Here is a 25,153-nt window from a genome sequence, read left to right as displayed (position 1 = left end):
AATATTAATTTTTTAAAATACAATTTCGCTCCACGGGTATTTTATTCCCGAAATTTCCTTAATTCTATTGATGCATTTCATCCGATAGATGTCTTTTCCCCAGAGCAGCGACGCCTTGAGATACGGCATGCCGGCCTTGATCATTTCTTCATGCAGTTCCACGGTCTTGTTCACATAGTTCACGTTCATCGGCACACGCAGTCTGCTCCTGAGGCGGTCGATATGAACCAGCCTAAGCGACTTCGGAAACTGCGGATCATCGATTAGATGGCCGAAGGAGAAGCCGGCGTCGCGCAGCATGGGGGTCAGTCCGACCTCGTAGCGGCGGATCACCTGCCGCTTGTCCCGCAAGTCCTCGACGCCTTCCCAGAACCTTCGCCACGTCTCCGACCGGATTACTTGCGGGCTGAAGGCGAGAAAGTAGCTCTGCAGATGCGAGCCCATATGGCGTGAATGAACCATTCCCCAGAAGTCGCTCCCGCGCGCCTCCATTGCCTCGACAATCGGATCAAGCGGGAACAACGGGCCGACGATGCTGGAATTGGTGAGAATCACGCCATCCCATGCCTGCATGTCCTCGGTCGTGAGTGCATCGCGCCAGCCGGCAAAATCCCACCCGATGTTATCGCGCAAGATCACCTTGTCGCAGATGCTCTCGGCACGTAGCCGGGCGTCGCTAGTCATTGGCGAATTCGACACCAGGACAAGGCGAGAGGCGACGGGCCGCAATCCCTCGAGATGAATCCTGACGAAGGCAGGAAGCCCGCCCCCGGGGTCGTACTGCACCAGAATGACGAGGCGTCGCTTTGGGCTCAACATTCATGCTCCTTCCGGAAATCGGGGCGCGCCTAGCTAACTCACCATGCCAGGTTCCTGCGCGATAACCGCTCGCCGCCTCATGCCTCCGCAGGTTCGCGGCCGACCTCCTGCAGGATCGACAGCCACGCCGCGCCCAGCGCCGGCAACGCGAACCGCTCGCGTGCGGTGGCGTGCAGTTCCCCGCCCGCAGCGGCGATCGCCGACCGATCTGCGCGGAACCGCTCGATCGCATCGAGCAGCGCCTGCGGGTCGGCCGGCGGCACAAGGTAGACGCCCGGAATGGGTTCTGACAGCAGCTCGCGGATCGCGGGCGAGTCCCGCGTCACCAGCGGTTGGCCGGCCGACAGGATCTGGAAGACCTTGTTCGGAATGACGCGGGACGCCTTGCCCGTGTCGCCGAAAATCCCGAGACATAGGTCTGATCCAGTGATCCAGTTGATGAGATCGCCATAGGGAACCCAGGAGATCCACTCGAGGTTCAACCTTGGACCCGTATCGATCAGGGCGCGAATCCTCGCTTCCTCCTGGCCACGGCCGATCAGCACCCACCGGTACGGTCGACCTATAGCGCGCTGCGCCGCCCTGACGATCGTGTCGATCCCGTGGAGCGGGATGAATTGACCATAGAACAGGATCGTCAGCTCATCCCCGGCAGATGGCCGTTGAATCGCGACGCCGGCGCCTTGGGCGGCCTCCCTGTCAAAGGAGAGCGTCTCGGCGCCGACCAGCGCCACGGCGGTCCGTCGAGCCGGAAGCCTGTAGAGCCCCGTGAAAAGCGCCGCATGGGCGGCGGTATCGAGGACCACTCGGGTGGAGGCGCGGCATGCCAGCCATTCCCAGGCCCACACGAACCAAGCGATAGGATGCCCTGGGCCGACCAGTTTCCGGTCCTGGACGATCGTGTCGTAGAGCGAAAGGAAGGCATCCCAAACGATCGGCTTTCCCTTGAGTCGGGCCAACGGCCAAAGGATCAACACGTCAAGGTGGCCGAGATAGCCAACGACGACGGCATCGTGCTCTGGTGCCCGCGAATACCGCAGCACGAGACGCGGATAGGAGCCGATCCAGGTCAAGAGCGACTTCAGCTTCGCTCCAAGCCCTTTGACTTGACTCTTGTCCTCGATGCCGCTCCAGATATCTGAGTGTATCTCGATCACTTCGATGCCGCCCTCGCTCAGTGCCGCCCTAAGTATGCGGTTTCGCGGCTTTCCCGTGTCGTAGGTGCCCCACAGTATTACTCTCAATTTTTCACTCCCGGCGTGGAGATATATTTTTTGAACCGATAAATAATGTAATTAAGATAATTAACTTCTTTTCCATTCAGAATTGTGCAACAGTCTTCACTCCCATCATGAATTCGCATAGTGGATTGACGAGCGAGTGGCGCGCTCTTGGCGCTCAAAAATCGCATATCTGTGACAATGCCGGTTATTTGGTGACGATACTGGCCAAGCCTTGCCATAAGCGTTTCTCTCTCAGATCCGCAATTTGAGTAGCCATTTCAGCCGCGGCATTGCGGCTCACTTTATCCTCCAATAGCCGGCTCAGTGCCTCCGGATCGCCAGCTGAAAACAGCCATCCTGTTCTACCGGGGATCACCGCCTGTGCGAGGGTCGGCAGATCGCATGCGAGCACCGGTCGCCGATGGTTGTGGCTCAGCGTGACTATTGCCAATCCTCCCCCCGGATGGTTCCGGGGTGAAAACCGCATCGCAGCGCTCAAAGTGGTCGGTGACCTCAGTGCTGGACAGTTGGCGCGGCACGAACTCGACCCGGCTTGTGATTCCGAGCTCGGAAATCAAGGTGTCAGTGGCCTCCCTTGCCCACTGCAAGTCGCCAACGATCGAAAGATGGATGTCCGTTGAACGCATGCCCGCTATGGCTCGCAGAAGTACGTCAAGCCCGTTGGGTGTATGTTTCGACCCGAAGGCAAGGATCTCGCGATATGCCCTCCGCGGAAGAGCGCCACGTGGCTGTGGGAAATGGTCATGTGTGGGAAGCGGCGCGATCATCGCCGGTATACCCGGAAAGCGACGCCCCAATTCGACCGCCAGCGCGGCTGTGTGGGTAACGAAGCGCGTCAACGGCCGTGCCTGCATTGCACTCAATAGTGCTCGCACCGCCCCAGCGCCGAGGTCGTCAAGATTGTGGACGATCGTGACGACTGGGATCCCCCGCCGACGAAGTGCTCGCGTGACATGACCCAGAGCCGGGGCAGCGCGAAAAGAGCACAGTGGAATAATCGCAAGATCAGGCCGGTCGTTTAGCGCCCTTCTTGCTGCGCGAAGCCAGCTGAACGGATTTGCCACGTCCAAGCAATATGACGTCCGGATGCCTTTAGGCGCAGTGCACGCTAGATCGCCGCTGCTCTGAGCGCCATAGGTCGAGTTCGGAGTTCGCTTTGAGAACGAAACGATTGAGACATTGATCCCTTGGCGTGATGCGAGTTCCAGTGCAAGAGCAGTCGTATGACGCGCGATATCGCCCCAAAGGGGCGAAACAGGACCGATGATGCAGATATTCATTCTAAGGCCTGGCAGCGTTCCATGGATCCCTATAACCCATTGATATGATGCGTAGGCGTAAGAGACGTCGTTCGCAAGCAAGCTTTTGACTGTATTGGGCGGGTTCACTCCTGCCAGGGTCGCCATGAAATGTTTCTAAGCGCAATGCCTTGTGCCCAGAAATTGTTATGTGCCATGCACCCGGGCTAGGGACTCTCCGGTTTGGCTCCCGGGCATGAGCACAACAGCGTCTGTGCCATGGATCTACTCAGAGGTTTGCCCGAAAATCGGATGCTGCTGGCCGACAAGGCATGTGACGCGGATGCTATCCGTAAATCGGTATCGTTAGCGGGGGGGGCTGAGCGAACATTCCGCCCCGGCGAAACCGGCGAGATCCGATCTGCTTTAGCCCGGTCCTCTATCGGGATCGGAACTTGCTCGAACGGTTCTTCAACCGAATCAAGCGCTGCATCCGTATCGCGACCCGATACGAGAAGCGAGCCGCGAACTTCCTCGCCTTCGTCAAACTCGCATCGATCCGCCTGTGGCTCGGTGTTTACGAGTCCACGGCCTAGAACGCGAACGGCAGATTAGGCCGAGGCCCGATAGAACGCGGGACGGTGGTGTCAGACGAATGCGAACCAGTCTCAGATTGGCTGTCAACGTCGGCCTTCAGGCTGCGCCGAGCTGACGCCACTCCTCAAGTGCGGCGGTTCTGTTGACCTTGAACATGTGCCGGCTTGAAAGGCTGCGTTCCTGATTGAAGTGGTTCGAGACGGAGGCGTGGACGGTGGCGAACTTCTGCAGACTTCGCATGCGTCGGAACCGGAGCATCGCCCGCTCGCGTCGTCGAAGTGGCTGGTGTGAGTTCTCCACCCTGTTGTTCGCCCAGCGACCGGTGTCCTGTCGGCCGGCAGCACCGACCGCCTTGAGGGCGGCACCGTAAGATCGCAGTCTGTCAGTGACGATCACCTCAGGCGGGCCGTGGCGCCGCATTGCTTTCCTGAGGAATTTCAATGCGGCTTTCCTGTCGCGGGTCTTCGTGACGAAGCTTTCCAGGACCTCACCTTCATGATCCACCGCTCGCCACAGATAGTGCATCTCGCCGTTGATCTTCACGAACATCTCGTCGAGGTGCCACCGCCAGCGGCTTGACCGCATGCCCTCGACGCGTCGTTTCCGGATCTCGGCGGCGAACATCGGGCCAAATCGGTGCCACCAGAACCGCACTGTTTCATGGCTGATGTCGATGCCCCGCTCGTGCAGCAAGTCCTCCACATTTCGAAGCGACAGAGGGAACCGCACATACATCATCACCGCCAGGCGGATGATCTCGGGTGACGTCTTGAAGTAGCGGAAAGGGCTGCGTCTGCTCATGCTGCGAGGGTAGGGAGGGCGGCATCCCGCCTCAAGCGGGATTGCCCTGACAGAACCGGCGGCGGATCTCGGCCACGTCGGCGGCATGGTCGTCGTGATTGGCGCGCATCACCGCGATCGGATGCTCGATGCCGGGCATGCCGCCCTTGCGAATGGCGGGAAAGAGGATCAGTTCCTCCTTCTTCATATGTACCTCCAGCTCGCCGATCATTCGGCGCAGGATTCCGGACAGGCCGGCTGGCACGTCGGCGTCGCCGGCGTGGACGCTCTCGACCCTTTCGGCCATCGCCGCGAGTTGGGGCAGCTGCTCGCGGTGGAGCGCGTGGTAGCGCGTCTCGATGTACTGGGTCAGCGCAGCGGTATCGTGGATGGGCGCGGCGTCGGTCATGATCGGCATCCTTTCGTCAGCGAAGAGCCGGGATCGTGCCGGCGTCGGCGCGGGCCTCGGTGACCGCGAACTGCAGCGAGCGCGCGATCCGCTCGGCCCGTTCGATGACGAGCGCGGCGCCTTCGGGTGTGCAGATTTCGTGCGCCGTCTCGCGGAACAGGGCGAGCCAGCGCTCGAAATGCTCCGCCGTGAGCGGCAGGGGCGTGTGCGCGGGCACGGGGCGGCCGTGATACCGCCCGGTCATAAGCGCGACCGACGACCAGAAGGCGATCATCCGGTCCAGATGCGGCGCCCAGTCGTTGATCTGGGCCGCGAAGATCGGCCCCAGCATCGTGTCGGCGCGCACGCGGGTATAGAAACGGTGCACCAGCTCGCGCAGGATATCCTCGTCGAGGCCTGTCGCGTCGGCGATGGCGGCCGTCATGCCAGGCCTTGCCGAGGCGATGCGCGGTGGCTCGTTCGGGGCGGTCACGCCAGTCTCCCGGTTTCGTCCTTGCAATCGGGTCTAACGCTGTTAATAGGTATTGTAAATACCAATTCAAAGGAACCCCCGGCGACCATGCGTCTCACCTCCTTCACCGATTACGGCCTGCGCATGCTGATGCGCATGGCGAGTGCCCCCGGACGCGCCTTTTCGACGGCCGAGCTGGCAGAGGAGTTCCGCTTGTCGCGCAATCACCTCGCCAAGATCATGCAGCACCTCGCCCGCGCCGGGCTGATCGAGACGCGCCGCGGGGGCGGGGGCGGGGCGATCCTTGCCCGGCCGGCCGACGAGATCCGGCTGGGTGCTGTCGTTCGCCTGCTTGAGGAGGGCCAGCCGCTCGTGGAATGTCTGGGCGCCGACGGCGGAGCCTGCATTATCGACGGGCACTGCCGGCTCAAGGGACGGTTGCGCATCGCCGAGGCGGCGTTTCTCGCCGTGCTCGACCGCTCGACGCTGGCCGACGTCGCGCTCCAGCCGGGGCAGGGCGGGGTCTGAGGGCGGTACAAGATGCCGGATGTGACCATCGGGCCCGAAGGGTTCCTGATCGACGCCGGCCTGATCGACGACGCCTTTGGCCTCGATCCGGGCGCCGTGCTTTGCCTGATGCGGCAGGGCGTCATCTCGGGCCGCACCGAGATGTGCGTGGGCGATGACGAAGGTCGCTTTCGGCTGACGCTCTAACATTACGGCCGCGCCTGACGGGCTGACGATGATTCTTCCGCGTGCCTTGACTTAGATCAAATAAGTATTCTCGATACCAATATACCGTGCCTCCGGGAGGGTCTATTTCATGACCGGTCCGGCGGCGTCACGCAGAAAGACTGAGATCGCGAACCGCACCGAACCGCGGCGACGCCGGCGCACCGATCTCCCGGACCAACAGCCCGAAGTATCCCGGCGCGGCACGGCAAAGCCCCTTGGCAACGCCGCTGGCCCGGCAAGTTCACGCGACGAAAGCCACGCCATGAGCGGTGGGGACGAAGCGGGCAGGGACCCGCTGCGCCGATCGCCGCCATTTTGGAAACCTGGGGAGGAGCATCCAGAATGAGCGAAGTCGACAACGGACCGAAGCGCGATGAGGCCACACGGCCCGAGCGCGTGCCATTCATGCAGCAGGTTCTCGACAATCCCTTCCTGCTGCTCTTCCTCGGGATCACCATACCCACGGTTCTGTATCTGGTCTGGGGCGTGATGGAGATCGCCTCGGTCCCCGTGGCCAACTGATCGGGGAGACAGAGCCATGGCCATTTCCCCTCCGTCCAACCGCCTCTGGTGGAAGGAGCCGATCCACGGCATCGAGCTTGGCTGGATCGTGATCGCGTTCCTCTGGGGCCTGTTCATGTTCTTCTTCATGATCGCCTGGCATTTTATCGGCGAGCAGAACCTGTCTTCCGAGACCTACAAGATCCAGCCGGACGCCTATTCCGAGAAGGTCGAGGCCTTCGCCAGCGAGTTCCAGGCAGTGGACGCCGCAGGCAACCCGATCGAGGAGGATGGCGTGCCGGTGGTCCGCCCGCCGGCGGGGGGCGACGCCTATATCCTCGCGCGGCTGTGGGAGTTCTGGCCGATCCTCGAGCTGAAGCGCGGCGAGAGCTATCGCATCCACCTGTCGTCGGCCGATTGGCAGCACGGCTTCTCTCTGCAACCGACGAACATCAACATCTCGGTCCACCCGGGATACGAGCACGTCGTCACACTGACACCCACCGGCAGCGGCGTGTTCGGCATCATCTGCAACGAGTTCTGCGGGATCGGCCATCATACGATGACCGGGCGCATCCGCGTCGTGGACTGAGGGAGGACACCCATGACCACCATAGATCACGGCGCGGCTCCGACCTATGCCGACACCGCGTCCTACCGGACCTGCCGCTTCTCGGGTCTTCGGATCGAGGCCAATGCCGAGCTTCTCATCAAGGTCAATGCGGTCGCCGCGGTCATATTCCTCGCGCTCGGCGGGTTGATGGGGCTGCTGGTGGCGCTGACCCGCTGGCCTGCGGTCCAGCTTCTGCCGGCCGAGTGGTTCTATCTTGTCCTGACCGGGCACGGCGCGAACGTGCTGCTGTTCTGGATCATCTTCTTCGAGATCGCGGTGCTCTACTTCGCCTCGGCGGTGGTGCTGGGCAGCAGGCTCGCGGCGCCGAAGCTCGCGTGGCTCGGCTTCGTGCTGATGGTGGTCGGCGCCGCGATGGCGAACTACGCGGTGCTTCGTGGCGACTCGTCGGTGATGTTCACCTCCTACCCGCCGATGATGGCCTCGCAGTGGTTCTATCTCTCGCTGATCATCTTCGCGGTCGGCGCGCTGATCGCGGTGTTCGTGTTCTTCGGCACGCTGGTCGTGGCGAAGGCCGAGGGCACCTATGACGGCTCGGTGCCGCTGGTCACGTTTGGCGCGATCACCGCGGGGATCATCGCGGTCTTCACGCTGGCGTCCGGGGCGATCATCCTGATCCCGACCTGGCTGTGGTCGATTGGCCTGATCTCGAACATCGACACGCTGATGTACAAGGTCGTCTGGTGGGGCATGGGGCATTCCAGCCAGCAGATCAACGTCTCGGCCCATGTCTCGATCTGGTATGCGATCGGCGCGATGGTCGTGGGTGCCAAGCCGCTGTCCGAGAAGGTCAGCCGCATGGCCTTCTTCATGTACATCCTGTTCCTGCAACTCGCTTCGGCGCACCACATCCTGGCCGAGCCGGGAATGTCGTCCACCTGGAAGATCGTGAACACCTCGTACATGATGTACCTGGCCGTCATGGGCTCGATGATCCACGGCCTCACGGTGCCGGGCGCCATCGAGGCGGCGCAGCGGCGCAACGGCTTCACCCGCGGCGCCTTCGAGTGGCTGACCAAGGCGCCTTGGGGCAACCCGGCCTTCGCGGGGATGTTCCTCAGTCTCGTGATGTTCGGCTTCATCGGCGGGATCTCGGGCGTCGTGCTGGGCACCGAGCAGCTCAACGTGCTGATGCACAACACGATCTACGTTCCCGGCCACTTCCACGGCACGGTCGTCGCGGGCACCACGCTTGCCTTCATGGCGATGACTTACCTCGTCGTTCCGCTGATCTTCCAGCGTGACATCATTTGGCCTGGGGTTGCGAGATGGCAGCCCTTCGTCTTTGGCATCGGCGCGGGCGGGATCTCGCTGTTCATGATGGGGGCGGGTACGCTGGGGGTGGCGCGGCGGCACTGGGACATCTCGCTGACCGATGCGGCGCATGCCTTCGAATTCCCGGCGGCCGCCTACCTGATGATGGGGCTGAATGGGATCTTCGCGATCCTCGCGGCGGCGGGCGGGATCATGTTCATCCTAGTCGTGGTCGCCTCGATCCTGGGCGGGCCGCGGCTCGACGTGGCGGGCGCGAAGCTGGTCTTCCCGCTGCATGACCGCAGCCGCGAGGCGGTCAGCGAGTATGGCAGCCACGGCACGCTGAAGCTGCCGGGCACGATGATCCTGGTCGGCATCTTCTTCGCCTGCTTCGTGCTCTACTACTTCGTCAACTGGAAATACCTCTCTGAACTCTGGCTGTTCCGCTGAGATCGGGGACTTTCGATGCGCGCCGCTCTCATCGCAACGGTCTCGATCCTGAAGCTCCGGATCGGCACCTTCATCGCGCTCGCCGCCCTGGTGGGCATCCTCACCGGCGGCGGCGCGATGGGCTGGGCCGAGGGCGCGGCCTTCACCCTCGCCGTGCTCGGCGCCTCGGGCGCGGCGGGGGCGTTCAACCAGTATTTCGAGCGTGACATCGACCGGCTGATGGCCCGAACCCACACGCGCCCCTTTGCAAGCGGCGCGCTGCGTGCCGGGGCAATCTGGCCGGTCACGTTCACGGGCCTTCTCGCGGCCTCGCTGATGCTGGGCTGGGCGACGGGGGGAACGCTCGCGGCGCTCCTGCTGTTCGCGGGGGCCGCGACCTACGGCTTCGTCTACACGCTGGTATTGAAGAAGCGCACGGTCTGGAATGTGGTGATCGGTGGGGCGGCGGGCAGCTTCGCGTTGCTCGCCGGCGCCGCTGCGGCCGCGCCCACGTTCGGCCCGGCGATCGGCCCCGTGCCGGCCATTCTCGCCACCGTCCTGTTTCTGTGGACCCCGCCGCATTTCTGGGCGCTTGCAGCGGTGCGGGTCGAGGATTACCGGCGCGCGGGCATCCCCATGCTGCCGGTGTCGCAGCCGCCCGAAGTCTGGGCGGCCGCGATCTTCCTGCATGTGGCGCCCCTTGTGCTGCTGTCGCTCGCACCGCTGATCTTCGGGCTCGGGGCGGTCTACGGGGTGTTCGCGGTGGCGGGTGGGGCGGTCTTCCTGCGCGCGTCGTGGCGGCTTCTGCGCGTCCGGAGCCGGGCGAACGCGATGGCGACGTTCCGGGCCTCGCTGGTGCATTTCGCACTGCTTGCGATGGGCGTCATTCTCGACCGCGGGGTCGCGGCATGGGTCGGCTGATCGCCGCAATCCTCGCGCTGCTGCTGGCGCTTCCCGCCGGGGCGGGGGCGCCGAAGCTCGACGCCGAGATCGCCTTCGAGGAAAGCCAGGCGGCTCTCGGGCGCCAGACGGGCGAGCATGTTCTCACCGATCACCGCGGGCGGCCACTGGCGCTCGCGGAGCTTCGGGGCCGCCCGCTGGTGGTCTCGCTGGTGTTCACCAGCTGCGCGAGCGTCTGCCCGATCACCGCCGACCACCTGCGCGAGAAGATCCTCGAGGCCCGGCGCGCGCTCGGCGAGGACGCCTTCGCGGTTCTGACCTTCGGCTTCGACGCCTCGGGCGACCGGCCGGCGCAGCTCGCGGCCTTCGCCGGCACGCACCGGCTGCTGGGGATCGCCGACTGGTTCGTGGCCAGCGCCGACGCGGCGACCACCGCCGCGTTCCTCTCGGAGATCGGCTTCTCGTTCCGCGCTGCCGCCGGCGGCTTCGACCACGTCACGCAGACCACGATCCTCGATGCCCAAGGTCGCGTCTACCGGCAGGTCTATGGCGAGCGTTTCCCGCTCACGGCCCTGGTCGAGCCGCTGAAGGAGCTCGTCCTCGGCACCGCCACGCGCTCGGTCGCGCCCGCCGATCTGTGGGACCGGATCGTCTTCCTGTGCACGGTCTACAATCCCCTGACGGGGAGCTACCGCTTCGATTACGGCATCTTCTTCGGCATCTTCTTCGGCGCCCTGTCGCTGCTTCTGACAGGGGTCGTCATTCTCCGTCTCTGGCTCGAACGCCGCCGCGCGCTGCGCGCGGAGTATCGCGGGGCGCTCGACCGCGGGGCGTCATGACGGCGGGCCCGCGCGCGGTGCTGCGGCATGGCTTCGACCGGCTCGAGCGCATCCTCGACCGCGCCTTCGGCCCGGACTGGAATCCGCTCGCGCAACTCGGGCCGCTGGGCTGGTTCCTGTTCTGGATCGTCGCCGTCACCGGCATCTACCTGTTCATCTTCTTCGATACCGGCGTGACCGATGCCTATGCGTCGGTCACATGGCTCAGCGCCGACCACTGGTGGCACGCAGGTGTTGCGCGCAGCCTGCACCGCTATGCGTCGGACCTGATGGTGGTCGTGATGTTCACCCACCTGATCCGCGAATGGGCGATGGACCGCTATCGCGGCCGGCGCTGGTTCTCGTGGATCACGGGCGTGCCTGTGATCTGGTTCGTGTATCTGTCGGGCATCACGGGCTACTGGCTGGTTTGGGACGACCTCGCGCAATATGTCGCCCTGACCTCGACCGAGCTTCTGGACAGCCTCGGGATCTTTGCCGAGCCCATCGCGCGCAACTTCCTGGCGCCCGAGCTTCTGTCGTCGCGCTTCTTCACGCTGATGGTGTTCCTGCACATCGCGATCCCGCTGCTCCTGCTCCTGCTGATGTGGATCCACATCCAGCGCATCACCTCGGCGCGCACGAGGCCGCCCCGGGTGCTCGGCGCGATCACGCTCGGTGCCCTGGTCGTGGGCTCGGTCGCGATGCCCGCGCCGCTCGGTCGGGCCGCCGACCTCGCCACCGTGCCCACCCGCGTCGATCTCGACTGGTTTCTGCTCTCGCTCTATCCGGTGATCGAAAGCCTGCCTGCGGGGGCGATCTGGGCGGGCGTTGCCGGCTTCACCGTCCTGCTGGCGGGCCTCCCCTGGCTCCCGCCCCGGCGCGAGGGGGCGGCTGCGGCGGTGTTCCTCGACCACTGCAACGGTTGCGCGCGCTGCGTGGCGGATTGCCCCTATGCCGCGATCACGCTGGTGCCGCGCTCGGACGGGCTGCCCTTCGCTCATGAGGTCGAGGTGAATGCGGCGCGCTGCGTCGCCTGCGGCATCTGCATGGGAGCCTGCCCCTCGTCGACGCCGTTCCGGCGCTCGGGCGAGCTGATCACCGGCATCGACTTGCCGGACCGCCCGCTCGCAGCTCTGCGGGCCGACGCAATTGCGGCGTCGGGCGCGCTCGCGGGCGCGGGGCGGGTGCTGACGCTGGCCTGCGCGCATGGCGCGGCGGGTGCGGCGCCGGGCCGGATCATCCTGCCGTGTGTCGCGATGGCGCCACCGTCGCTGGTCGATTTCATCATCAGCCGCGGGCTGGCGGATGGCGTGGCGGTCGCGGGCTGTGCCGAGCGAGACTGCTTCAACCGCCTTGGCGTGGCTTGGACGCGCGCGCGCTTTGCCCGCGAACGCGACCCCTACCTGCGGGCGCGGGTCCCGCGCGAGCGCGTGCTGACAGTGTGGGCGGGCCCCAGCGAGCGGCCGCGCCTCGAGGCCGAACTGTCCGCCTTTGCGGGGCGCCTCGCGACCCTGCCGGCCTACGAGAACCTGCGCCCCCTCGGGGACGACGAGGCGGCCGCTACCCCAACCCGCGAGGGGGGCGCGCGATGACCGGGCCCCGGGCCTCCTGGCTTGGCCGTCTGCCGCAGATCGCGCTTGGCGGAGTGCTCATACTCGCGTTGGTCCTCGGCGTCGCGACCCTGTCGGCACGGCCTGCATGGCAGAGCCTTGCGCCCGGCATCGCACTGGTGCGGCTGAGCCTCACGCATTCCGGCGCGCGGAACTGCCGCGACCGAACGGCCGACGAACTGGCAAAGCTTCCCAAGAACATGCGCAGCCCTCAGGTCTGCGAGCGCCGCCGCGCCCCCGTGCGTGTGGAAATGGATGTCGACGGGCACAGCGTCCTTGCCGCCGATCTCCCGCCAAGCGGCCTTGCCGGCAGCGGGCCGTCGCGCATCTATCACCGGATCGAACTTCCCGCCGGCAGCTATCGCCTCGATCTGCGGCTGTCCGACGATCCCGCCACCCAAGGGTTCGAATACGTCGCCGCGTTCGATGTCGACCTCCACCCGGCCGAGAGCCTTGCGGTCGATTTCGACGCCGCCTCGGGTGGCTTCTTCCTGCACTGAAACGGAGGGCGCACCATGGCCCCGATCGAATGGAAACCCGAGTTCAGCGTCGGCGATCCCGCCGTGGATCACGAGCACCGCGAACTGGTCGAGCTGGTCAACACCGCTGCCGCGGCGATCCTCGAGGGGCGCCCCGATGCCGATGTGGACCGCTGCCTCGGCGATCTGCTGCGCGCCATCTCGGCGCATTTTGCGCATGAGGAGAAGCAGATGCGTCGCGCGGGCTATGATCAACTCGCGGTCCACAAGGCCGATCACGAGCGGCTGCTGGACGCGCTGCGCGACATCATGGATGAAGCCCCCGGCACGACATCGTCACCGGCCGAACGCCTGACAGCCGTGCTCGAGGCCTGGTTCACCGGGCATTTCAGCACCCATGATGCGCGCTTGCATCACCGCCTCGGGCCGCATGACCACTGATGTGCGGCGGGTCCCCCCGGCGCCGCCGGCTGTCGCACGACCGCGGATCAGGATTTCGGAAGGTGCTGTCAGACCAATGCGACCCAGTCTTAGTTCCGCTGGGGCAAATCTGCAAATTAGCCTTGTCTAAACGCCTTCTTCTTCGCTGAACCGTTCCAGGGCGTCGATGTTGACGATGCTAATGCGCGCCCGCTCGAGTTTGATTGCACCTGCCCGCTCCAGTTCCTTCAAGGAGCGCTGAACCACCTCGCGCACCGAGCCGACCATCGTTGCGATCTCCTGGTGCGTGATCCGGGCGCAAGCTCCGGGCGCAAGCTCCGGGCGCCCCCTCGACCATATGGTCGTGCCGGCCTGCGCACCCTAACAGGAGCGTGGCAACCCGTGCTGTCACATCGCGGGTCGCCAGATCCTTGACCACCTGCCCGAGTGCTCGCTGACGCGCCGCCAGCACGCGCGTCGCCGCCCTGGCGATTTCCGGATAGTGGTCGAGGATGGTTCGGAGTTGGGCGCCGGGTACGAGACCGACGGCTGCCGGACCGAGCGCGATGGCGCCTTCGGCGTTGGGCCCCTCGTCGGTGGTGTCAGACGGATTCGAACTCGTCTCAGTTTTCCCGCCTTGGCCGGAAGTTAGGTCGAACAAAGCTGCCGCCACTCTTCGAGAGCGGCGGTGCGGTTGAGCTTGAAGACGTGTCGGCTGGTAAGGCCGCGTTCCTGGTTGAAGTGGTTATGGACGGAAGAATGAACGGCGGCGAAGGTCTGCAGACTCCGCATCCGCCGGAACCGGAGCATTGCCCGCTCTCGTCGTCGGAATGGCAGGTGTGAATTCTCGACGCGATTGTTCAACCAGCGTCCCGTCGACTGCAGATCCGAGCCCCCGAGCTCGCGCAGTGCAGCGCGGTAGGACGGAAGGCGATCGGTCACGATTTGCTGCGGCCGACCGTAGCGGCGCATCAATTTCCGGAGGAATTTCAATGCCGCCTTCTTGTTCCGGCGCTTGGTAACGACGGCTTCGAGGACTTCTCCTTCGTGATCGACGGCTCGCCAGAGATAATGCCGCTCACCGTTGATCTTCACGAACACCTCATCGACGTGCCACCGCCAGGTCGAGAAGGACCGCATGCGCTCGACTCGCTTGCGCCGGATCTCGGCGGCGAACATCGGCCCAAACCGATGCCACCAGAACCGCACGGTCTCGTGGCTGACGTCGATCCCTCGCTCATGCAGCAGGTCCTCGACGTTCCGGAGCGAGAGCGGGAAACGCACGTACAGCATCACCGCCAGGCGGATGATCTCTGAGCTGCTATGGAAGCCTTTGAACGGGTTGGATGTGCTCATCCCGGGACGCTACGAACCCGCCCCCTCTGGCTCAAGCCAGAAGTTTCTGACAGCGCCCGTTCGGGCGAGGTCCGCGGCTCGCGATGGGAGGAAATCAACCTCGGCGCCGCTGCTACATCTGCTACATCTGCTACATGTACGATCCCTGCGGACCGCATGAAGGCCAGGCATCCGCACCGCGTCCCGCCGCCGCCGAGGGCGGTGGAGATCCCGCGCGAGGCGAAGGCGCTCGAAGATGGCTCCGAGTTGGTCTTTCCCGGGACGAAGCGTGGCCTGCTAAGCTTTGAAAATTCTAAGCCAAGATTAGCCTTTATTAGGATTGTATCCGGTAGGCCTTCGCCATCACGCGCCAAGCGCCATCGTGTTTAAGCATCATCAATATCGTGTCAAATCGCATCCCCGCCCAGTCGTCCTCGACGTGTACGACCGAGATATCGCCGTGAATGGAGATATCGCGGATCATCCACCATGCCGTTCCCGAACTGTCGGCTTCCTCTTCACACATGCGAATGAAAACATCGCGCGAGTTCCATAGGAGTTCGCCGTCGTAATGGCCAACCTCGCAGGAATTTTCGAAGAACACCTGCTCCAACTCAGCGCGGTCACCAGAGGTCATGGCGGTCGCGTAGGTGCGCACGACCTCAGTGATTGCTGCGACGTCAGCTGCATTGGTCATGGTGGGGCGTCCTATCTCCTCGGGGCTTGGCTTCCCCGTTTACACTCCCTGCAAAAATCTTGCTGTCGGCCAATATGTAGATCAAGCTTGGAGAGCTTGAGCCCCCCATTGAAGTGGTTCGCCCCGCGGTATGGGATGATCCCATTGCGAAGATCTCGAATGGCAGCTCAGTAAAAAATTTCCCGCTCTGACGCTGCAAGAGCGGTCCGAAAGCGCCACGAAAAGCGAGGTATGAAGTGACCTCGCGAATGGAACTGGGATAAAATTTTTCGCTGGTTCAACGCTCGGATTGCGAAAGACCCCGCATGGAACGCCGCCTTACGACGATCCTCTCCGCGGATGTGGTGGGCTACAGCCGGCTGATGGGAGAGGACGAAGCAGGAACGCTCGAGGCGCTCAAGGCGCATCGGAGCGAACTGATCGACCCGGCGATAGCGCGGCACGGTGGCAGGACCATCAAGCTCATGGGTGACGGGGCTCTGGTGGAGTTCCCGAGCGTCGTGGAAGCGGTCGCCTGCGCCATCGAGGTCCAGGAGGCGATGGCGGAGCGCAATCGGGATCTTCCCGACAGCCGGGCGATTTGGTTCCGCCTCGGGATCAACATCGGCGACGTGATCGTCGAGGACGGCGACATCTATGGCGACGGCGTGAATGTCGCGGCCCGGCTCGAAGCACTGGCCGATCCCGGGGGCATCTGCATCTCCCGGGCGGTCCGAGACCAGGTCCGGGACAAGCTAAGTCTCGCACTTGAAGATCTTGGCGACCTGACGGTAAAGAATATCGCGCGCCCGGTCCGCGCGTTCAGGATCTCGCCTCGCGACCAGCCGCGCAGCTGCGACGCGGCGCTGCGCCCCGCGCGGTCGCGGTCGATCAAGGCGGCAGCGCTCGCGATCAGCGTCTTGATCCTGATCGGCGGAGTGGCGGCGCTCTGGACGCAGTTCGGCGCGCCGGTCTTTAACGGCGGAGAAACCCGGGCGGCAGCGGTCTCGGGGATCGCCGTGCTGCCGTTCCAGAACATGAGCGGCGACACGGAGCAGGACTATTTCAGCGAAGGCATCACGTCGGATCTGATCAACGACCTATCGCGTGTCTCGGGACTCCTAGTTATCGCCCGGAGTACGATGTTCACCTATCGGGGTGCGACAGTCGGCGCCCGCCAGGTCAGCGACGAGCTCGGGGTGGAATACGTCCTCGAGGGCAGTGTGCAGAAGGTTAGCGACCGGGTCCGCGTGAACGTCCAGCTCGTCGAGGCGACTACCGAGCGCCAGCTCTGGGCGGAACGCTACGACCGGCACCTCTCGGATGTCTTCTCCATGCAGGACGACATCACCGGTCGCATCATCTCCGCGCTCGCAGTTCAGCTGACGGATCAGGAGCAGGCCCGGTTGGCCGAGGCGACGAAGGCGAATCCTGAAGCCTACGACCTCCTGCTGCACGGCCTCGAGCAGTATCGCCGCTACACGCGCGAGACGAACCTTCTGGCGCGGGACTATTTTTTTCGGGCGATCGAGATCGAGCCCGGGTTTGCGCGAGCCTATGCTGACCTCGCGCTGACTTACTATTTCGACGCGCTCTTCAACTGGGCGCCAGTCGACGAGTCGATCGCGCTAGCGGAGAAATGGGCGATGACGGCGCTCACCCTCGATGAGGACCTGCCGCAGGTGCACTTCGCGCTCTGCGACGTTTATCGAATCCAAAGGCGCTTCGACGATGCGATCGCCGCGGCGCGCCGGGCGATAGCCCTCGATCCAAACTATGCGGACGGATATGCAATCCTGGGGCTCACCCTGATCTATGCCGGCGAGGTGGACGAGGGGATTGCTGCGATAGAAACGGCGATCAAGCTCAACCCGCGGGCTCCGTTCTACTACCAGCAAAACCTCGGCCTCGCCTATTATTTATCGGGCCGCTATGAGGACGCCGCCACCGCGCTGGAGAGCGTGCTTGCGCGGAACCCACACTTCCTGCAGGGACATCTGCTCTTGGCTGCGACCTATGCCCAGATAGACCGCCTACCAGATGCGGAATGGGAAATCGCCGAGGCCCAATCGCTCTCGCCCGGCATCTCGATCAGTCACGAGCGATTGACGGGGCAATTCCGCGACTCAGACGACATGTCCCGGTATATCGAGGGTCTGAGGAAGGCGGGGCTGCCTGAATGACGCACGTGATACGGTCGGACTTTTTCTCGAAACAGTGAAAGATAACTGAGGACTGGGCGGCCTATCTGAAATAAAGGATCGAAAAGCCCTTAAGCTGTCGCCGATCAGATTGACTTCATACTAGCGCGAGTGAGGAGTGCCATGAAAGTTAGAAAACCCGAGGCGAAAGAAGCCCGAGAAAATGCATCGAAGCCTGAGCCGGCCACCGACCCGAACGCAGATCAGGATAACAAGGTGCCTGCGGGCGCTGAGAACTTCGAGCACACTCTGAGACGCCTCTACATCCGGAAGGAGGCGCTGCGTCGTTAAATCCCCCGCGATGGCCTATTCCCCATCGGACCTGTACGAAAAGCGGCGAGGGTGGTGTCAGACGAATGCGAACCAGTCTCAGATTGGCTGTCAACGTCGGCCTTCAGGCTGCGCCGAGCTGACGCCACTCCTCAAGTGCGGCGGTTCTGTTGACCTTGAAGATGTGCCGGCTTGAAAGGCTGCGTTCCTGATTGAAGTGGTTCGAGACGGAGGCGTGGACAGCGGCGAACTTCTGCAGACTTCGCATGCGCCGGAACCGGAGCATCGCCCGCTCGCGTCTTCGAAGTGGCTGGTGTGAGTTCTCCACCCTGGTGTTCGCCCATCGACCGGTTTCCTGTAGCGCCTCGGCGCCGAGCTTCTTCAATGCCGCGCCGTACGATCTGAGCCGGTCGGTCACGATCACTTCGGGCGGACCGTGCTTGCGCATTGCTTTCCGGAGGAATTTCAGCGCGGCCTTCCTGTCGCGCGACCTGGTGACGAAGCTTTCGAGGACTTCGCCCTCCTGGTCCACAGCCCGCCACAAGTAGTGCATCTCACCGTTGATCTTCACGAACATCTCGTCGAGATGCCATCGCCAGCGGCTCGAGCGCATGCCCTCGATCCGTCGCTTTCGGATTGAGCCGCAGCGCTCCTGAAGTGCATGCCTATGCGCCACGTTCAGCCAATACTCGCACACAAAGCTGTCCCACGCCCAAGAGGGTGGGGGAATTTTTGGGGGAAATGGGCAGAACGAATAACGATAAGATATTATTATAATTCAATTTTCTCATAAAATGTGGCGGAGTGGATGGGATTCGAACCCACGAGACCCTTTTGAGGTCTACTCCCTTAGCAGGGGAGCGCCTTCGACCACTCGGCCACCACTCCGCCGCCGGGAGTAGCCGTAATGTCAGAGGCTTGTCAATGAAGGAACGTGTTGCGCTTGAAATCTGATCGGGCGGCGTCGCGTGATGTGTCTGGACGGCCTATCCCGGCATTCGCGCGGGTTGTCCGGATTGGCCTTTTTGCTGCTTATGGCGGTGCTCCACCTCGCCGGCCGGTCTGCATCCGCCGGTCCAGACGGGGGCGGGCACGTGGATGTGGCGGGCGGGGGGCAGTGGACTGCCCGCACCGCACGGCAGTCTGTGTCAGGACCGGCTGTGGCCGGATGGGGGGGCACGTTGCGGATTGCGGCTGATCGCCAAGCGGTCTGGCGGTATCTTGCAATGGCATGGGGCGATCGAGGGTCCGGGATCGGCAAGGGCCGCTCGAGCGTCCGGGACCTTGGCGCGCCTGCGCGCGCCAGCCGCGTTGCCGGGGGGGCGCGCAGCGTTTCGTCCGGTGTGGTGAGGGGAGGCATCATGCCCGCGGCAGCATTGCAGATAACGGGGCGCGTGCAGGGCGTGGGCTTCCGCGCGTGGTTCGCCCGAGAAGCGGCTCGGCATGGGCTCTGCGGCTGGGTCAGGAACGAGGTCGACGGCAGCGTCGGCGCGCTCGTCGAGGGGTCGCAGGCGTCGATCGACGCGATGGTCGAGGCCTGCCGTGACGGGCCACCCGCGGCGCATGTCACACATGTCGAGGTTACGCCCGCGACCCTGCAGGGATTGCGCGGCTTTCAGATCGCGTGTTGAGCGCCGTCGATCGCCAAGGAGGTTCCGCGAGCCCCGGATGATCGGGGGCTCGCGGTGGCCGCGGCGTCAGTTCGTCGGTTTCGGCGCACCATGCCCATGGCCCTGCATGGTGTCATGACCGGCGCCATGGCCCGCGCCGTGGTCCATCCCGGCCGGAGCGCCCTCAGGCGGGCGTTTTTGGACGGCGACCTCGATCGCGACCTCGCCTGCCTTCTCGAACTGCAGCGTGACGGGGAAGCGGCCGCCGTCCTCGTAGAGTTCGCTCGCGCCGAACAGCATCAGGTGGTTGCCGCCGGGCATGAGGTCGGCGCGCCCGGATGCCGGCACGTCGAGGGCCTCAAGGGGCTGCATCTTCATCACGTCGCCGTCCTTGACGACGGTGTGCAGTTCGACGGCTTCGAAGCCCGGCGCCGTGGCGGCGATCAGCCGGTCGGCATCGCTGCCGGAGTTGACGATGCCGAAATAAACGCCGAGCGGCCGGCTGGGCAGGTTCGGCCGGGCCCATGGATGCTCGATCGTCAGGTCGCCCGCCTTGATGTCCTGTGCCGGGGCGATCCCGGCGGCGAGGATTGCCGCGCATGTCAGCGCGGCGGCGAAGGATGTGCGCAGGGTCGTCTTCATGTGTCGTGTTCCATCTCGAAGGAATGCCGGTCCGGCCCGATGCCGCCGACAGGGCGGTATCCGGGCTGCAGCGTGGTGCAACGCCCGTGCATCGTCGGCTCGTGCCGAGTCCGCGGGCGCGCTTGTCATGCGATCTCTGCCATGGGTGGCGCGCGCGGGGCCTGAGGCGGATACCGCGGCGCCGGGGTATCGAGGGCCTGGGGCAACGTCGCGCCTCGCGTAGGCACCGGCGCGAGGCGCCGGAGGGGCAGAGGCGTCGGGGGCTGTGCCGGGGCCGCGCTGAGCCCGAGCCAGGGGCAGGGTTCGCGGGTCTGGTCCGCCGGGATGCTGCCGTCGGCCTGGACCCAGACGATCTCGGTGCCCGCGCAGAGCGCGATGAGCCCCGGCGCCACCGTCGCGAAGGCGGGGCCGACGAGGAGCCGCATCGCCATCAGCAGGACAAGCGACACGCCCAGCATGCGGCGCGCCGTCCGGCTTCGGGATGTCCAGACCGATCTCAGCATCGCGCGACGATGCCCGCTGCCCCCGGCCTGCGCAAGCGACGCAGTGTCGCCGGGGCGGCCTCAGACCCGTCGCAGCCGCGCGAAGCCCTCGGCAAGGTCGTCGATCAGGTCGTTGGCATCCTCGAGCCCAGCATGGATGCGGATGAGCTGCCCCCTCGGGCGCCCGGGGCGCGGCCAGGCGGTCGCGGTGCGCCGGGGATTGGTCGGCAGGATCATGCTCTGGAAACCGCCCCAGGAGAAGCCCATTCCGAAAAGCCGGAGATGATCGACCAGAGCCGCGACATGCGCCCGCGACGAGAGGCGTTCATCGAGCGTGAAGGCGAACAGCCCCGTCGTGCCCAGGAAGTCGCGCTTCCAGATCCGGTACCCCGGATCATGCGGCATCGCAGGGTGGATCACCTCGGCCACCTCGGGCCGTCCCATCAGCCACTCGCCCAGCTTCAGGCCGGTCTCGGCGTGCCGGGGCAGGCGGACATGGAGGCTTCGCAATCCACGCAATGCCAGGAAACAGTCGTCGGGCGCACCGCTGAGACCAAGGGCGCGCCAGCCCTGCTGAAGCGCGGGATAGGCCGCCTCCGTGGTGGTCACCGCGCCCATCACCAGATCCGCGTGGCCGCCGACATACTTCGTGACAGCCTGGATCGATACGTCCACGCCATGCTCGAACGGCTTGAAATAGAGCGGCGAGGCCCAAGTGTTGTCCATCATCACGATACAGCCGCGCTTCCTGGCCTCCTCGGCGATGGCCGGGATGTCCTGCACCTCGAATGTCTGGCTGCCGGGGCTCTCGGTGAACACGACACGCGTGTTGTCGCGGATCAGGTCGCGGATCGCGCCACCGATTAACGGATCGTAGAAGCTCGTCTCGATCCCCATCCGGGCCAGAAGCCCGTTCGCGAGGTCGCGGGTGTTGCCGTAGCAGGCGTCGGGGATCAGGACGTGGTCGCCGCTCGACAGATAGCTGAGCAGTGGTCCGCTCAAAGCCTGCGCGCCGGAATTGCAGACCCGCGTGCGGTAGCCGCCCTCGAGCGCACCGAGCGCCTCCTCAAACGCATAGGTGCCGGGCGTCCCGTGAACACCGTAGGTGACGCTGTCACCATCGCGCTTCTTGCCGACCGCCTTGAGATCTTCGAGCGTCTCGAAGAGGACGGTGGAGGCGTGGTAGACGGGTGGGTTGACGATGCGTGCGCTGGTGTCCGGATTGCGCCCTGCGGTAACGGCGCGGGTGGCGTCCTTCATCGGAAATCCTCGGTGCTGGGGCGTCGGTCGTGGGCCCTCAGCATTGCCCGGCGGCGGGTAACTCGGTCAAGCCGGCCACCAACCTCAGCGCCATTCCGCCGCGGCGAAGCGCGGTGACAGATGCTTGACGCGGCGTGAACCGGCCAGCCCCGGGTTGATTCGCGCATGCCCCTGCGCCGTGCAGGGCGGACCGGTCGCCGAGGTCGCGCGCCGCAGGTCTCGCAATCTTGCTCAAACCCGTGTCGGCGGGAAATTTTCTGCTGCCTGCAAGGGCGCCGCGGCGGTGGCTTCGCGTGAAAGCATGTGAACAAGCGGCACGACGGCGTGATCTGCGGCGCGATTTGGCGGGATTCGGGGGGTCTTCGCTTGACGCGGCTTGCAACGGTCGTTCAATTTCCGTGACGGGGATGATCCCAAAAACCGATGGCCGGCTCCCCCGGGCCGGCCCCGCGCTGCACTGGCGCGGAGAACGACAGGGTAAGAGGTAAAAGATATGAAAACTTCGGTATTCCTCGGCACGCTCGCCGTGGCCGGCCTCGCCGCCGGGCTCGCCGGTGCGGCGACGCTCGATGACGTCAAGGCCAAGGGCTTCGTGCAGTGCGGCGTCGCGACGGGCGTGCCGGGCTTCGCCTTCACCGACGCGAGCGGCGAGTGGGACGGCTTTGACGTCTCGATGTGCCGTGCCGTGGCCGCCGCGATCTTCGGCGATCCGAAGGCGATCAAGTTCACGCCGACGACCGGCAAGACGCGCTTCACGGCGCTGGCCTCGGGCGAGGTGGACCTGCTGTTCCGCAACACGACCTGGACGCTGTCGCGCGACACCGACCTCAAGCTCGACTTCGTGGGCGTCAACTACTACGACGGCCAGGGCTTCATGGTGCCGAAGTCGCTGGGGGTTAGCTCGGCCAAGGAGCTCGACGGCGCGACGGTCTGCATCCAGACCGGCACGACGACCGAGCTGAACCTCGCCGACTTCTTCCGCGCGAACAGCATCAGCTACGAGCCGGTTCCGATCGAGACCAACGCCGAGGCCACGCAGAAGTATCTCGCGGGCGCCTGCGACGTGTACACCACGGACGCCTCGGGCCTCGCCGCCACGCGCTCGACCTTCGAGGCACCGGGCGATCACGTGATCCTGCCCGAGATCATTTCGAAGGAGCCGCTCGGGCCGGCCGTCCGTCACGGTGACAGCGAGTGGGCCGACATCGTCCGCTGGACGTTGAACGCGCTCGTCGTGGCCGAGGAGTTCGGCGTGAACTCGGGCAACGTCGATCAGCTCGCCTCGGCGCCCACCGACAACCCCGAGGTCAACCGCCTGCTCGGCACCGAGGGCGAGTATGGCGCGATGATGGGTCTGCCGAAGGACTGGGCGGTGAAGGTCGTCAAGGGCGTGGGCAACTACGGCGAGATCTTCGACCGCACGATCGGCCCGGACACCCCGATCGGCCTGGCGCGCGGCCTGAACGCGCTCTGGACCCAGGGCGGCATCCTCTACGCGCCGCCGTTCCGCTGATCGAAAGCTGATCGGGCGCGCCCCCAACGGGGCGCGCCCTCGGTCTTCTTGTCTCGTGCCGAGCCGGATGACTTGCGTGCAGGGACAACGTTTGCATGACCTTCCCACGGGGGTGAGATCGTATGTCGGACACCGCGCAACCGTCCGGTCCGTCCTTCCGCATCGACATGCTGTGGAACGACAGCCGATACCGGTCCACGTTCATTCAGGTCGTCGCGCTGTTCCTCGTCATCCTCGCGGTGATGTATCTCTTCCAGAACGTCGTCGAGAACCTCGCCGCGCTGGGAAAGACCTTCGGCTTCGACTTCATGACGCAGCCGGCCGGCTATGACATCAACCAGCGGCTGATCGACTACACCTCGCGTTCGACCCATTCGACGGCTGCGGTCGTCGGAATCCTCAACACGCTGATGGTGGCGGTGGTCGGCTGCGTGCTCGCGACCCTGATCGGCGTTACGGCCGGCGTGGCGCGGCTCTCGAAGAACTGGGTCGTTGCGCGGCTGATGACCGTCTACATCGAGGGCGTCCGCAACGTCCCCGTCCTGATCCAGATCCTTCTGTTCGCGGCGATCTTCGACGAGGCGCTGCCCGCGCCGAGTGCGTTTCGCGGCGAGGACGCGACCGCGAGCATGTGGCTCGGCGAAATGGTGGCGGCGACCAACCGCGGCTTCTATTTCCCGATGCCGGTCTGGCTCGAGGGCTCGTTCTGGGTCGTCGTCGCCTTCTTCGCCTCGATCTTGGGCGCCGTCTGGTTCGGTCGCTGGGCCAACGAGCGCCAGCAGGACACGGGAGAGGCGCTGCCCGTGCTGCCGATCCAGGCGGGGATCGTTGCCGGTGGCACGCTTCTGGTGTTCCTCGTGGCGGGGATACCCATCGGGCTCGACTACCCGGCGCTCAAGGGCTTCAACTTCCAGGGCGGGCTCTACGTCCGGAACTCCTACATGGCGCTTACGCTGGCGCTGGCGCTCTATACCGGGGCCTTCATCGCCGAGAACGTGCGCGCGGGCATCCAGGCGGTGTCGAAGGGCCAGACCGAGGCCGCCTTCGCGCTGGGGCTGCGGCCCAACCGGACGATGAACCTGGTGATCCTGCCGCAGGCGCTGCGGGTGATCATCCCGCCGCTGATCTCGCAGTATCTCAACCTGACCAAGAACTCGTCGCTTGCGCTGCTGGTCGGCTACATGGACGTGACCGGCACGTTGATGGGCATCACGCTCAATCAGACCGGCAAGGAGTTCGAGACGCTGTTCCTCGGGATGGCATTCTACCTGTCGGTCTCGCTCTCGGTCGCGGCGATCATGAATCTCTACAACGAGCAGGTGAAGCTGGTCGAGCGGACCTCGGCGGTCGGCATGGGCTTCTCGGTGCTCGACCTTTTCGCCGGTGTCACCGGCAAGTGGGAGGTCCTGAAGAAGGGCGACGCGACCATGAAGCGGGAATACGGGATCAGGGGTCTGCTGAACCTCTTCGTCGTGTTCTATGCCGTCGCGCTCGCGCTCATGGTCGACTACACCTTCCTCGCCGAGATCACCGCGACGCGGCCCAGCTATTTCGAGTGGTCGGGCGCGAAGCAGATCGCGACGCTCCTGATGCTGATCGCGCTCTTCGCGACGCTCGCGACCTGCCTCTTCAAGAACGCCCGCTTCATTGACCTAGCGGTGATGGATCTTCTGGCCTTCATCTTCGCGGTTGCGGTCGGCTGGCCGTTCGGCCAGCTCGTCGAGGGGGTGAGCGGCGCCGCGATCGTGGCGATCGGGCTGGGTGCGCGGCTTGCCATCATCGGCTACACGATCTTCGGCGAGCGGCCGAACCTGACCTTCTTCCATCGCGTGCGGAGGGCCTGAGC

26 protein-coding genes, 1 tRNA gene and 1 pseudogene are annotated in these 25,153 nt (G+C 64.7%); 14 read left to right on the top strand and 14 right to left on the bottom strand.

The window, feature by feature from the left end; all coding sequences use genetic code 11:
• Window positions 1-12 precede the first annotated feature (12 nt).
• The 6 genes from M1105_RS18495 to M1105_RS18470 form a co-directional block, all read right to left on the bottom strand.
• Window positions 13-819: a rhamnan synthesis F family protein gene (locus M1105_RS18495; RefSeq protein ID WP_249581860.1), complete on the bottom strand. Its 807-nt coding sequence runs from the start codon at window positions 817-819 to the stop codon at window positions 13-15.
• Window positions 820-896: 77 nt separating this feature from the next.
• Window positions 897-1,976 carry a glycosyltransferase gene (locus tag M1105_RS18490; RefSeq protein ID WP_249581859.1) on the bottom strand — a complete coding sequence of 360 codons (1,080 nt, stop codon included), beginning with the start codon at window positions 1,974-1,976 and terminating at the stop codon, window positions 897-899.
• 428 nt (window positions 1,977-2,404) lie between these two features.
• Window positions 2,405-3,343, bottom strand: a complete 939-nt coding sequence (locus M1105_RS21010; protein WP_406600643.1) for a glycosyltransferase — start codon at window positions 3,341-3,343, stop codon at window positions 2,405-2,407.
• 651 nt (window positions 3,344-3,994) lie between these two features.
• Window positions 3,995-4,699 (bottom strand): IS6 family transposase, encoded by a 705-nt coding sequence (locus M1105_RS18480; protein WP_249581858.1) that lies wholly within the window; start codon window positions 4,697-4,699, stop codon window positions 3,995-3,997.
• A gap of 31 nt (window positions 4,700-4,730) precedes the next feature.
• Window positions 4,731-5,087, bottom strand: coding sequence for a hemerythrin domain-containing protein (locus M1105_RS18475; protein WP_249581857.1), 357 nt, complete (start codon window positions 5,085-5,087; stop codon window positions 4,731-4,733).
• Window positions 5,088-5,103: 16 nt separating this feature from the next.
• Window positions 5,104-5,559, bottom strand: coding sequence for a group III truncated hemoglobin (locus tag M1105_RS18470; RefSeq protein WP_319936806.1), 456 nt, complete (start codon window positions 5,557-5,559; stop codon window positions 5,104-5,106).
• Between the two features lie 87 nt (window positions 5,560-5,646).
• Between M1105_RS18470 and M1105_RS18465 the strand changes: the two genes are divergently transcribed.
• From M1105_RS18465 to M1105_RS18420, 10 genes are all read left to right on the top strand, one after another.
• Window positions 5,647-6,066: an RrF2 family transcriptional regulator gene (locus tag M1105_RS18465; protein WP_249581856.1), complete on the top strand. Its 420-nt coding sequence runs from the start codon at window positions 5,647-5,649 to the stop codon at window positions 6,064-6,066.
• A gap of 12 nt (window positions 6,067-6,078) precedes the next feature.
• Complete coding sequence (locus M1105_RS18460; RefSeq protein WP_249581855.1) at window positions 6,079-6,252, top strand: DUF6522 family protein; 174 nt, start codon at window positions 6,079-6,081, stop codon at window positions 6,250-6,252.
• Window positions 6,253-6,615: 363 nt separating this feature from the next.
• A complete protein-coding gene (locus M1105_RS18455) occupies window positions 6,616-6,795 on the top strand; it encodes a hypothetical protein (RefSeq protein WP_249581854.1) in 180 nt (59 codons plus the stop codon).
• Between the two features lie 16 nt (window positions 6,796-6,811).
• Window positions 6,812-7,366 (top strand): cupredoxin domain-containing protein, encoded by a 555-nt coding sequence (locus M1105_RS18450; protein ID WP_249581853.1) that lies wholly within the window; start codon window positions 6,812-6,814, stop codon window positions 7,364-7,366.
• A gap of 12 nt (window positions 7,367-7,378) precedes the next feature.
• A complete protein-coding gene (locus M1105_RS18445; protein WP_249581852.1) occupies window positions 7,379-9,109 on the top strand; it encodes a cbb3-type cytochrome c oxidase subunit I in 1,731 nt (576 codons plus the stop codon).
• A 15-nt stretch (window positions 9,110-9,124) separates the two neighbouring features.
• Window positions 9,125-10,009, top strand: coding sequence for a heme o synthase (gene cyoE, locus M1105_RS18440; protein WP_249581851.1), 885 nt, complete (start codon window positions 9,125-9,127; stop codon window positions 10,007-10,009).
• The gene (locus M1105_RS18435) at window positions 9,997-10,827 is read left to right on the top strand and encodes an SCO family protein (RefSeq protein ID WP_249581850.1); all 831 of its coding nucleotides are present in this window, start codon (window positions 9,997-9,999) and stop codon (window positions 10,825-10,827) included. The genes cyoE and M1105_RS18435 overlap by 13 nt, the downstream gene beginning before the upstream one ends.
• Window positions 10,824-12,401 (top strand): cytochrome b N-terminal domain-containing protein, encoded by a 1,578-nt coding sequence (locus M1105_RS18430; RefSeq protein ID WP_249581849.1) that lies wholly within the window; start codon window positions 10,824-10,826, stop codon window positions 12,399-12,401. Before M1105_RS18435 ends, M1105_RS18430 begins: the two co-directional genes overlap by 4 nt.
• Window positions 12,398-12,919: a hypothetical protein gene (locus tag M1105_RS18425; RefSeq protein WP_249581848.1), complete on the top strand. Its 522-nt coding sequence runs from the start codon at window positions 12,398-12,400 to the stop codon at window positions 12,917-12,919. Before M1105_RS18430 ends, M1105_RS18425 begins: the two co-directional genes overlap by 4 nt.
• Before the next feature lie 15 nt (window positions 12,920-12,934).
• Window positions 12,935-13,339 carry a bacteriohemerythrin gene (locus M1105_RS18420; protein ID WP_249581847.1) on the top strand — a complete coding sequence of 135 codons (405 nt, stop codon included), beginning with the start codon at window positions 12,935-12,937 and terminating at the stop codon, window positions 13,337-13,339.
• A gap of 126 nt (window positions 13,340-13,465) precedes the next feature.
• On the opposite strand, the gene M1105_RS18415 is transcribed toward M1105_RS18420, so the two are convergent.
• The 3 genes from M1105_RS18415 to M1105_RS18405 form a co-directional block, all read right to left on the bottom strand.
• On the bottom strand, window positions 13,466-13,630 hold the full coding sequence (locus tag M1105_RS18415) for a helix-turn-helix domain-containing protein (protein ID WP_319936807.1): 165 nt from the start codon (window positions 13,628-13,630) through the stop codon (window positions 13,466-13,468).
• Between the two features lie 336 nt (window positions 13,631-13,966).
• Entirely contained in the window at window positions 13,967-14,674 is a 708-nt protein-coding gene (locus M1105_RS18410) for an IS6 family transposase (RefSeq protein ID WP_249581845.1), read from the bottom strand.
• Window positions 14,675-14,987: 313 nt separating this feature from the next.
• Window positions 14,988-15,350, bottom strand: a complete 363-nt coding sequence (locus M1105_RS18405; RefSeq protein WP_249581844.1) for a nuclear transport factor 2 family protein — start codon at window positions 15,348-15,350, stop codon at window positions 14,988-14,990.
• Window positions 15,351-15,655: 305 nt separating this feature from the next.
• Here M1105_RS18405 and M1105_RS18400 point away from each other — a divergent pair, with 305 nt between their 5' ends.
• Window positions 15,656-17,512: a tetratricopeptide repeat protein gene (locus tag M1105_RS18400; protein WP_249581843.1), complete on the top strand. Its 1,857-nt coding sequence runs from the start codon at window positions 15,656-15,658 to the stop codon at window positions 17,510-17,512.
• A 412-nt stretch (window positions 17,513-17,924) separates the two neighbouring features.
• On the opposite strand, the pseudogene M1105_RS18395 reads toward M1105_RS18400, so the two are convergent.
• Window positions 17,925-18,437: pseudogene (locus tag M1105_RS18395) on the bottom strand (IS6 family transposase); the annotation flags it as partial.
• Window positions 18,438-18,597: 160 nt separating this feature from the next.
• Window positions 18,598-18,688, bottom strand: a tRNA-Ser gene (locus tag M1105_RS18390).
• Between the two features lie 473 nt (window positions 18,689-19,161).
• Here M1105_RS18390 and M1105_RS18385 point away from each other — a divergent pair.
• Window positions 19,162-19,431, top strand: coding sequence for an acylphosphatase (locus tag M1105_RS18385; RefSeq protein WP_249581842.1), 270 nt, complete (start codon window positions 19,162-19,164; stop codon window positions 19,429-19,431).
• 66 nt (window positions 19,432-19,497) lie between these two features.
• Here the strand turns inward: M1105_RS18385 and M1105_RS18380 are convergent, their stop codons facing one another.
• The 3 genes from M1105_RS18380 to metC all read right to left on the bottom strand — a co-directional run bounded on the left by M1105_RS18380 (window position 19,498) and on the right by metC (window position 21,794).
• Window positions 19,498-20,052, bottom strand: coding sequence for a copper chaperone PCu(A)C (locus tag M1105_RS18380; RefSeq protein WP_249581841.1), 555 nt, complete (start codon window positions 20,050-20,052; stop codon window positions 19,498-19,500).
• A gap of 125 nt (window positions 20,053-20,177) precedes the next feature.
• Window positions 20,178-20,510 (bottom strand): hypothetical protein, encoded by a 333-nt coding sequence (locus M1105_RS18375; RefSeq protein ID WP_249581840.1) that lies wholly within the window; start codon window positions 20,508-20,510, stop codon window positions 20,178-20,180.
• Between the two features lie 105 nt (window positions 20,511-20,615).
• Window positions 20,616-21,794 (bottom strand): cystathionine beta-lyase, encoded by a 1,179-nt coding sequence (gene metC / locus M1105_RS18370; RefSeq protein ID WP_249581839.1) that lies wholly within the window; start codon window positions 21,792-21,794, stop codon window positions 20,616-20,618.
• Between the two features lie 493 nt (window positions 21,795-22,287).
• Between metC and M1105_RS18365 the strand changes: the two genes are divergently transcribed.
• Together M1105_RS18365 and M1105_RS18360 are read left to right on the top strand one after the other, a co-directional pair.
• On the top strand, window positions 22,288-23,307 hold the full coding sequence (locus tag M1105_RS18365; RefSeq protein WP_249581838.1) for an amino acid ABC transporter substrate-binding protein: 1,020 nt from the start codon (window positions 22,288-22,290) through the stop codon (window positions 23,305-23,307).
• 122 nt (window positions 23,308-23,429) lie between these two features.
• The gene (locus tag M1105_RS18360; protein ID WP_319936805.1) at window positions 23,430-25,151 is read left to right on the top strand and encodes an amino acid ABC transporter permease; all 1,722 of its coding nucleotides are present in this window, start codon (window positions 23,430-23,432) and stop codon (window positions 25,149-25,151) included.
• The last annotated feature ends 2 nt before the right edge of the window (window positions 25,152-25,153 follow it).

The organism is Thermohalobaculum sediminis (assembly GCF_023487995.1).
Taxonomy (GTDB): Bacteria; Pseudomonadota; Alphaproteobacteria; order Rhodobacterales; family Rhodobacteraceae; genus Thermohalobaculum; species Thermohalobaculum sediminis.
This window is presented reverse-complemented; position numbering and strand designations above follow the sequence as displayed.

What these genes read in the sequence shown, in the direction of transcription:
- M1105_RS18495 (WP_249581860.1), bottom strand. Translation starts at nt 819, where the DNA reads ATGTTGAGCCCAAAGCGACGCCTCGTCATTCTGGTGCAGTACGACCCC.
- M1105_RS21010 (WP_406600643.1), bottom strand. Translation starts at nt 3,343, where the DNA reads ATGAATATCTGCATCATCGGTCCTGTTTCGCCCCTTTGGGGCGATATC.
- M1105_RS18480 (WP_249581858.1), bottom strand. Translation starts at nt 4,699, where the DNA reads ATGAGCAGACGCAGCCCTTTCCGCTACTTCAAGACGTCACCCGAGATC.
- M1105_RS18475 (WP_249581857.1), bottom strand. Translation starts at nt 5,087, where the DNA reads ATGACCGACGCCGCGCCCATCCACGATACCGCTGCGCTGACCCAGTAC.
- M1105_RS18465 (WP_249581856.1), top strand. Translation starts at nt 5,647, where the DNA reads ATGCGTCTCACCTCCTTCACCGATTACGGCCTGCGCATGCTGATGCGC.
- M1105_RS18460 (WP_249581855.1), top strand. Translation starts at nt 6,079, where the DNA reads ATGCCGGATGTGACCATCGGGCCCGAAGGGTTCCTGATCGACGCCGGC.
- M1105_RS18455 (WP_249581854.1), top strand. Translation starts at nt 6,616, where the DNA reads ATGAGCGAAGTCGACAACGGACCGAAGCGCGATGAGGCCACACGGCCC.
- M1105_RS18450 (WP_249581853.1), top strand. Translation starts at nt 6,812, where the DNA reads ATGGCCATTTCCCCTCCGTCCAACCGCCTCTGGTGGAAGGAGCCGATC.
- M1105_RS18445 (WP_249581852.1), top strand. Translation starts at nt 7,379, where the DNA reads ATGACCACCATAGATCACGGCGCGGCTCCGACCTATGCCGACACCGCG.
- cyoE (WP_249581851.1), top strand. Translation starts at nt 9,125, where the DNA reads ATGCGCGCCGCTCTCATCGCAACGGTCTCGATCCTGAAGCTCCGGATC.
- M1105_RS18435 (WP_249581850.1), top strand. Translation starts at nt 9,997, where the DNA reads ATGGGTCGGCTGATCGCCGCAATCCTCGCGCTGCTGCTGGCGCTTCCC.
- M1105_RS18430 (WP_249581849.1), top strand. Translation starts at nt 10,824, where the DNA reads ATGACGGCGGGCCCGCGCGCGGTGCTGCGGCATGGCTTCGACCGGCTC.
- M1105_RS18425 (WP_249581848.1), top strand. Translation starts at nt 12,398, where the DNA reads ATGACCGGGCCCCGGGCCTCCTGGCTTGGCCGTCTGCCGCAGATCGCG.
- M1105_RS18420 (WP_249581847.1), top strand. Translation starts at nt 12,935, where the DNA reads ATGGCCCCGATCGAATGGAAACCCGAGTTCAGCGTCGGCGATCCCGCC.
- M1105_RS18410 (WP_249581845.1), bottom strand. Translation starts at nt 14,674, where the DNA reads ATGAGCACATCCAACCCGTTCAAAGGCTTCCATAGCAGCTCAGAGATC.
- M1105_RS18405 (WP_249581844.1), bottom strand. Translation starts at nt 15,350, where the DNA reads ATGACCAATGCAGCTGACGTCGCAGCAATCACTGAGGTCGTGCGCACC.
- M1105_RS18400 (WP_249581843.1), top strand. Translation starts at nt 15,656, where the DNA reads ATGGAACGCCGCCTTACGACGATCCTCTCCGCGGATGTGGTGGGCTAC.
- M1105_RS18385 (WP_249581842.1), top strand. Translation starts at nt 19,162, where the DNA reads ATGCCCGCGGCAGCATTGCAGATAACGGGGCGCGTGCAGGGCGTGGGC.
- M1105_RS18380 (WP_249581841.1), bottom strand. Translation starts at nt 20,052, where the DNA reads ATGAAGACGACCCTGCGCACATCCTTCGCCGCCGCGCTGACATGCGCG.
- M1105_RS18375 (WP_249581840.1), bottom strand. Translation starts at nt 20,510, where the DNA reads ATGCTGGGCGTGTCGCTTGTCCTGCTGATGGCGATGCGGCTCCTCGTC.
- metC (WP_249581839.1), bottom strand. Translation starts at nt 21,794, where the DNA reads ATGAAGGACGCCACCCGCGCCGTTACCGCAGGGCGCAATCCGGACACC.
- M1105_RS18365 (WP_249581838.1), top strand. Translation starts at nt 22,288, where the DNA reads ATGAAAACTTCGGTATTCCTCGGCACGCTCGCCGTGGCCGGCCTCGCC.
- M1105_RS18360 (WP_319936805.1), top strand. Translation starts at nt 23,430, where the DNA reads ATGTCGGACACCGCGCAACCGTCCGGTCCGTCCTTCCGCATCGACATG.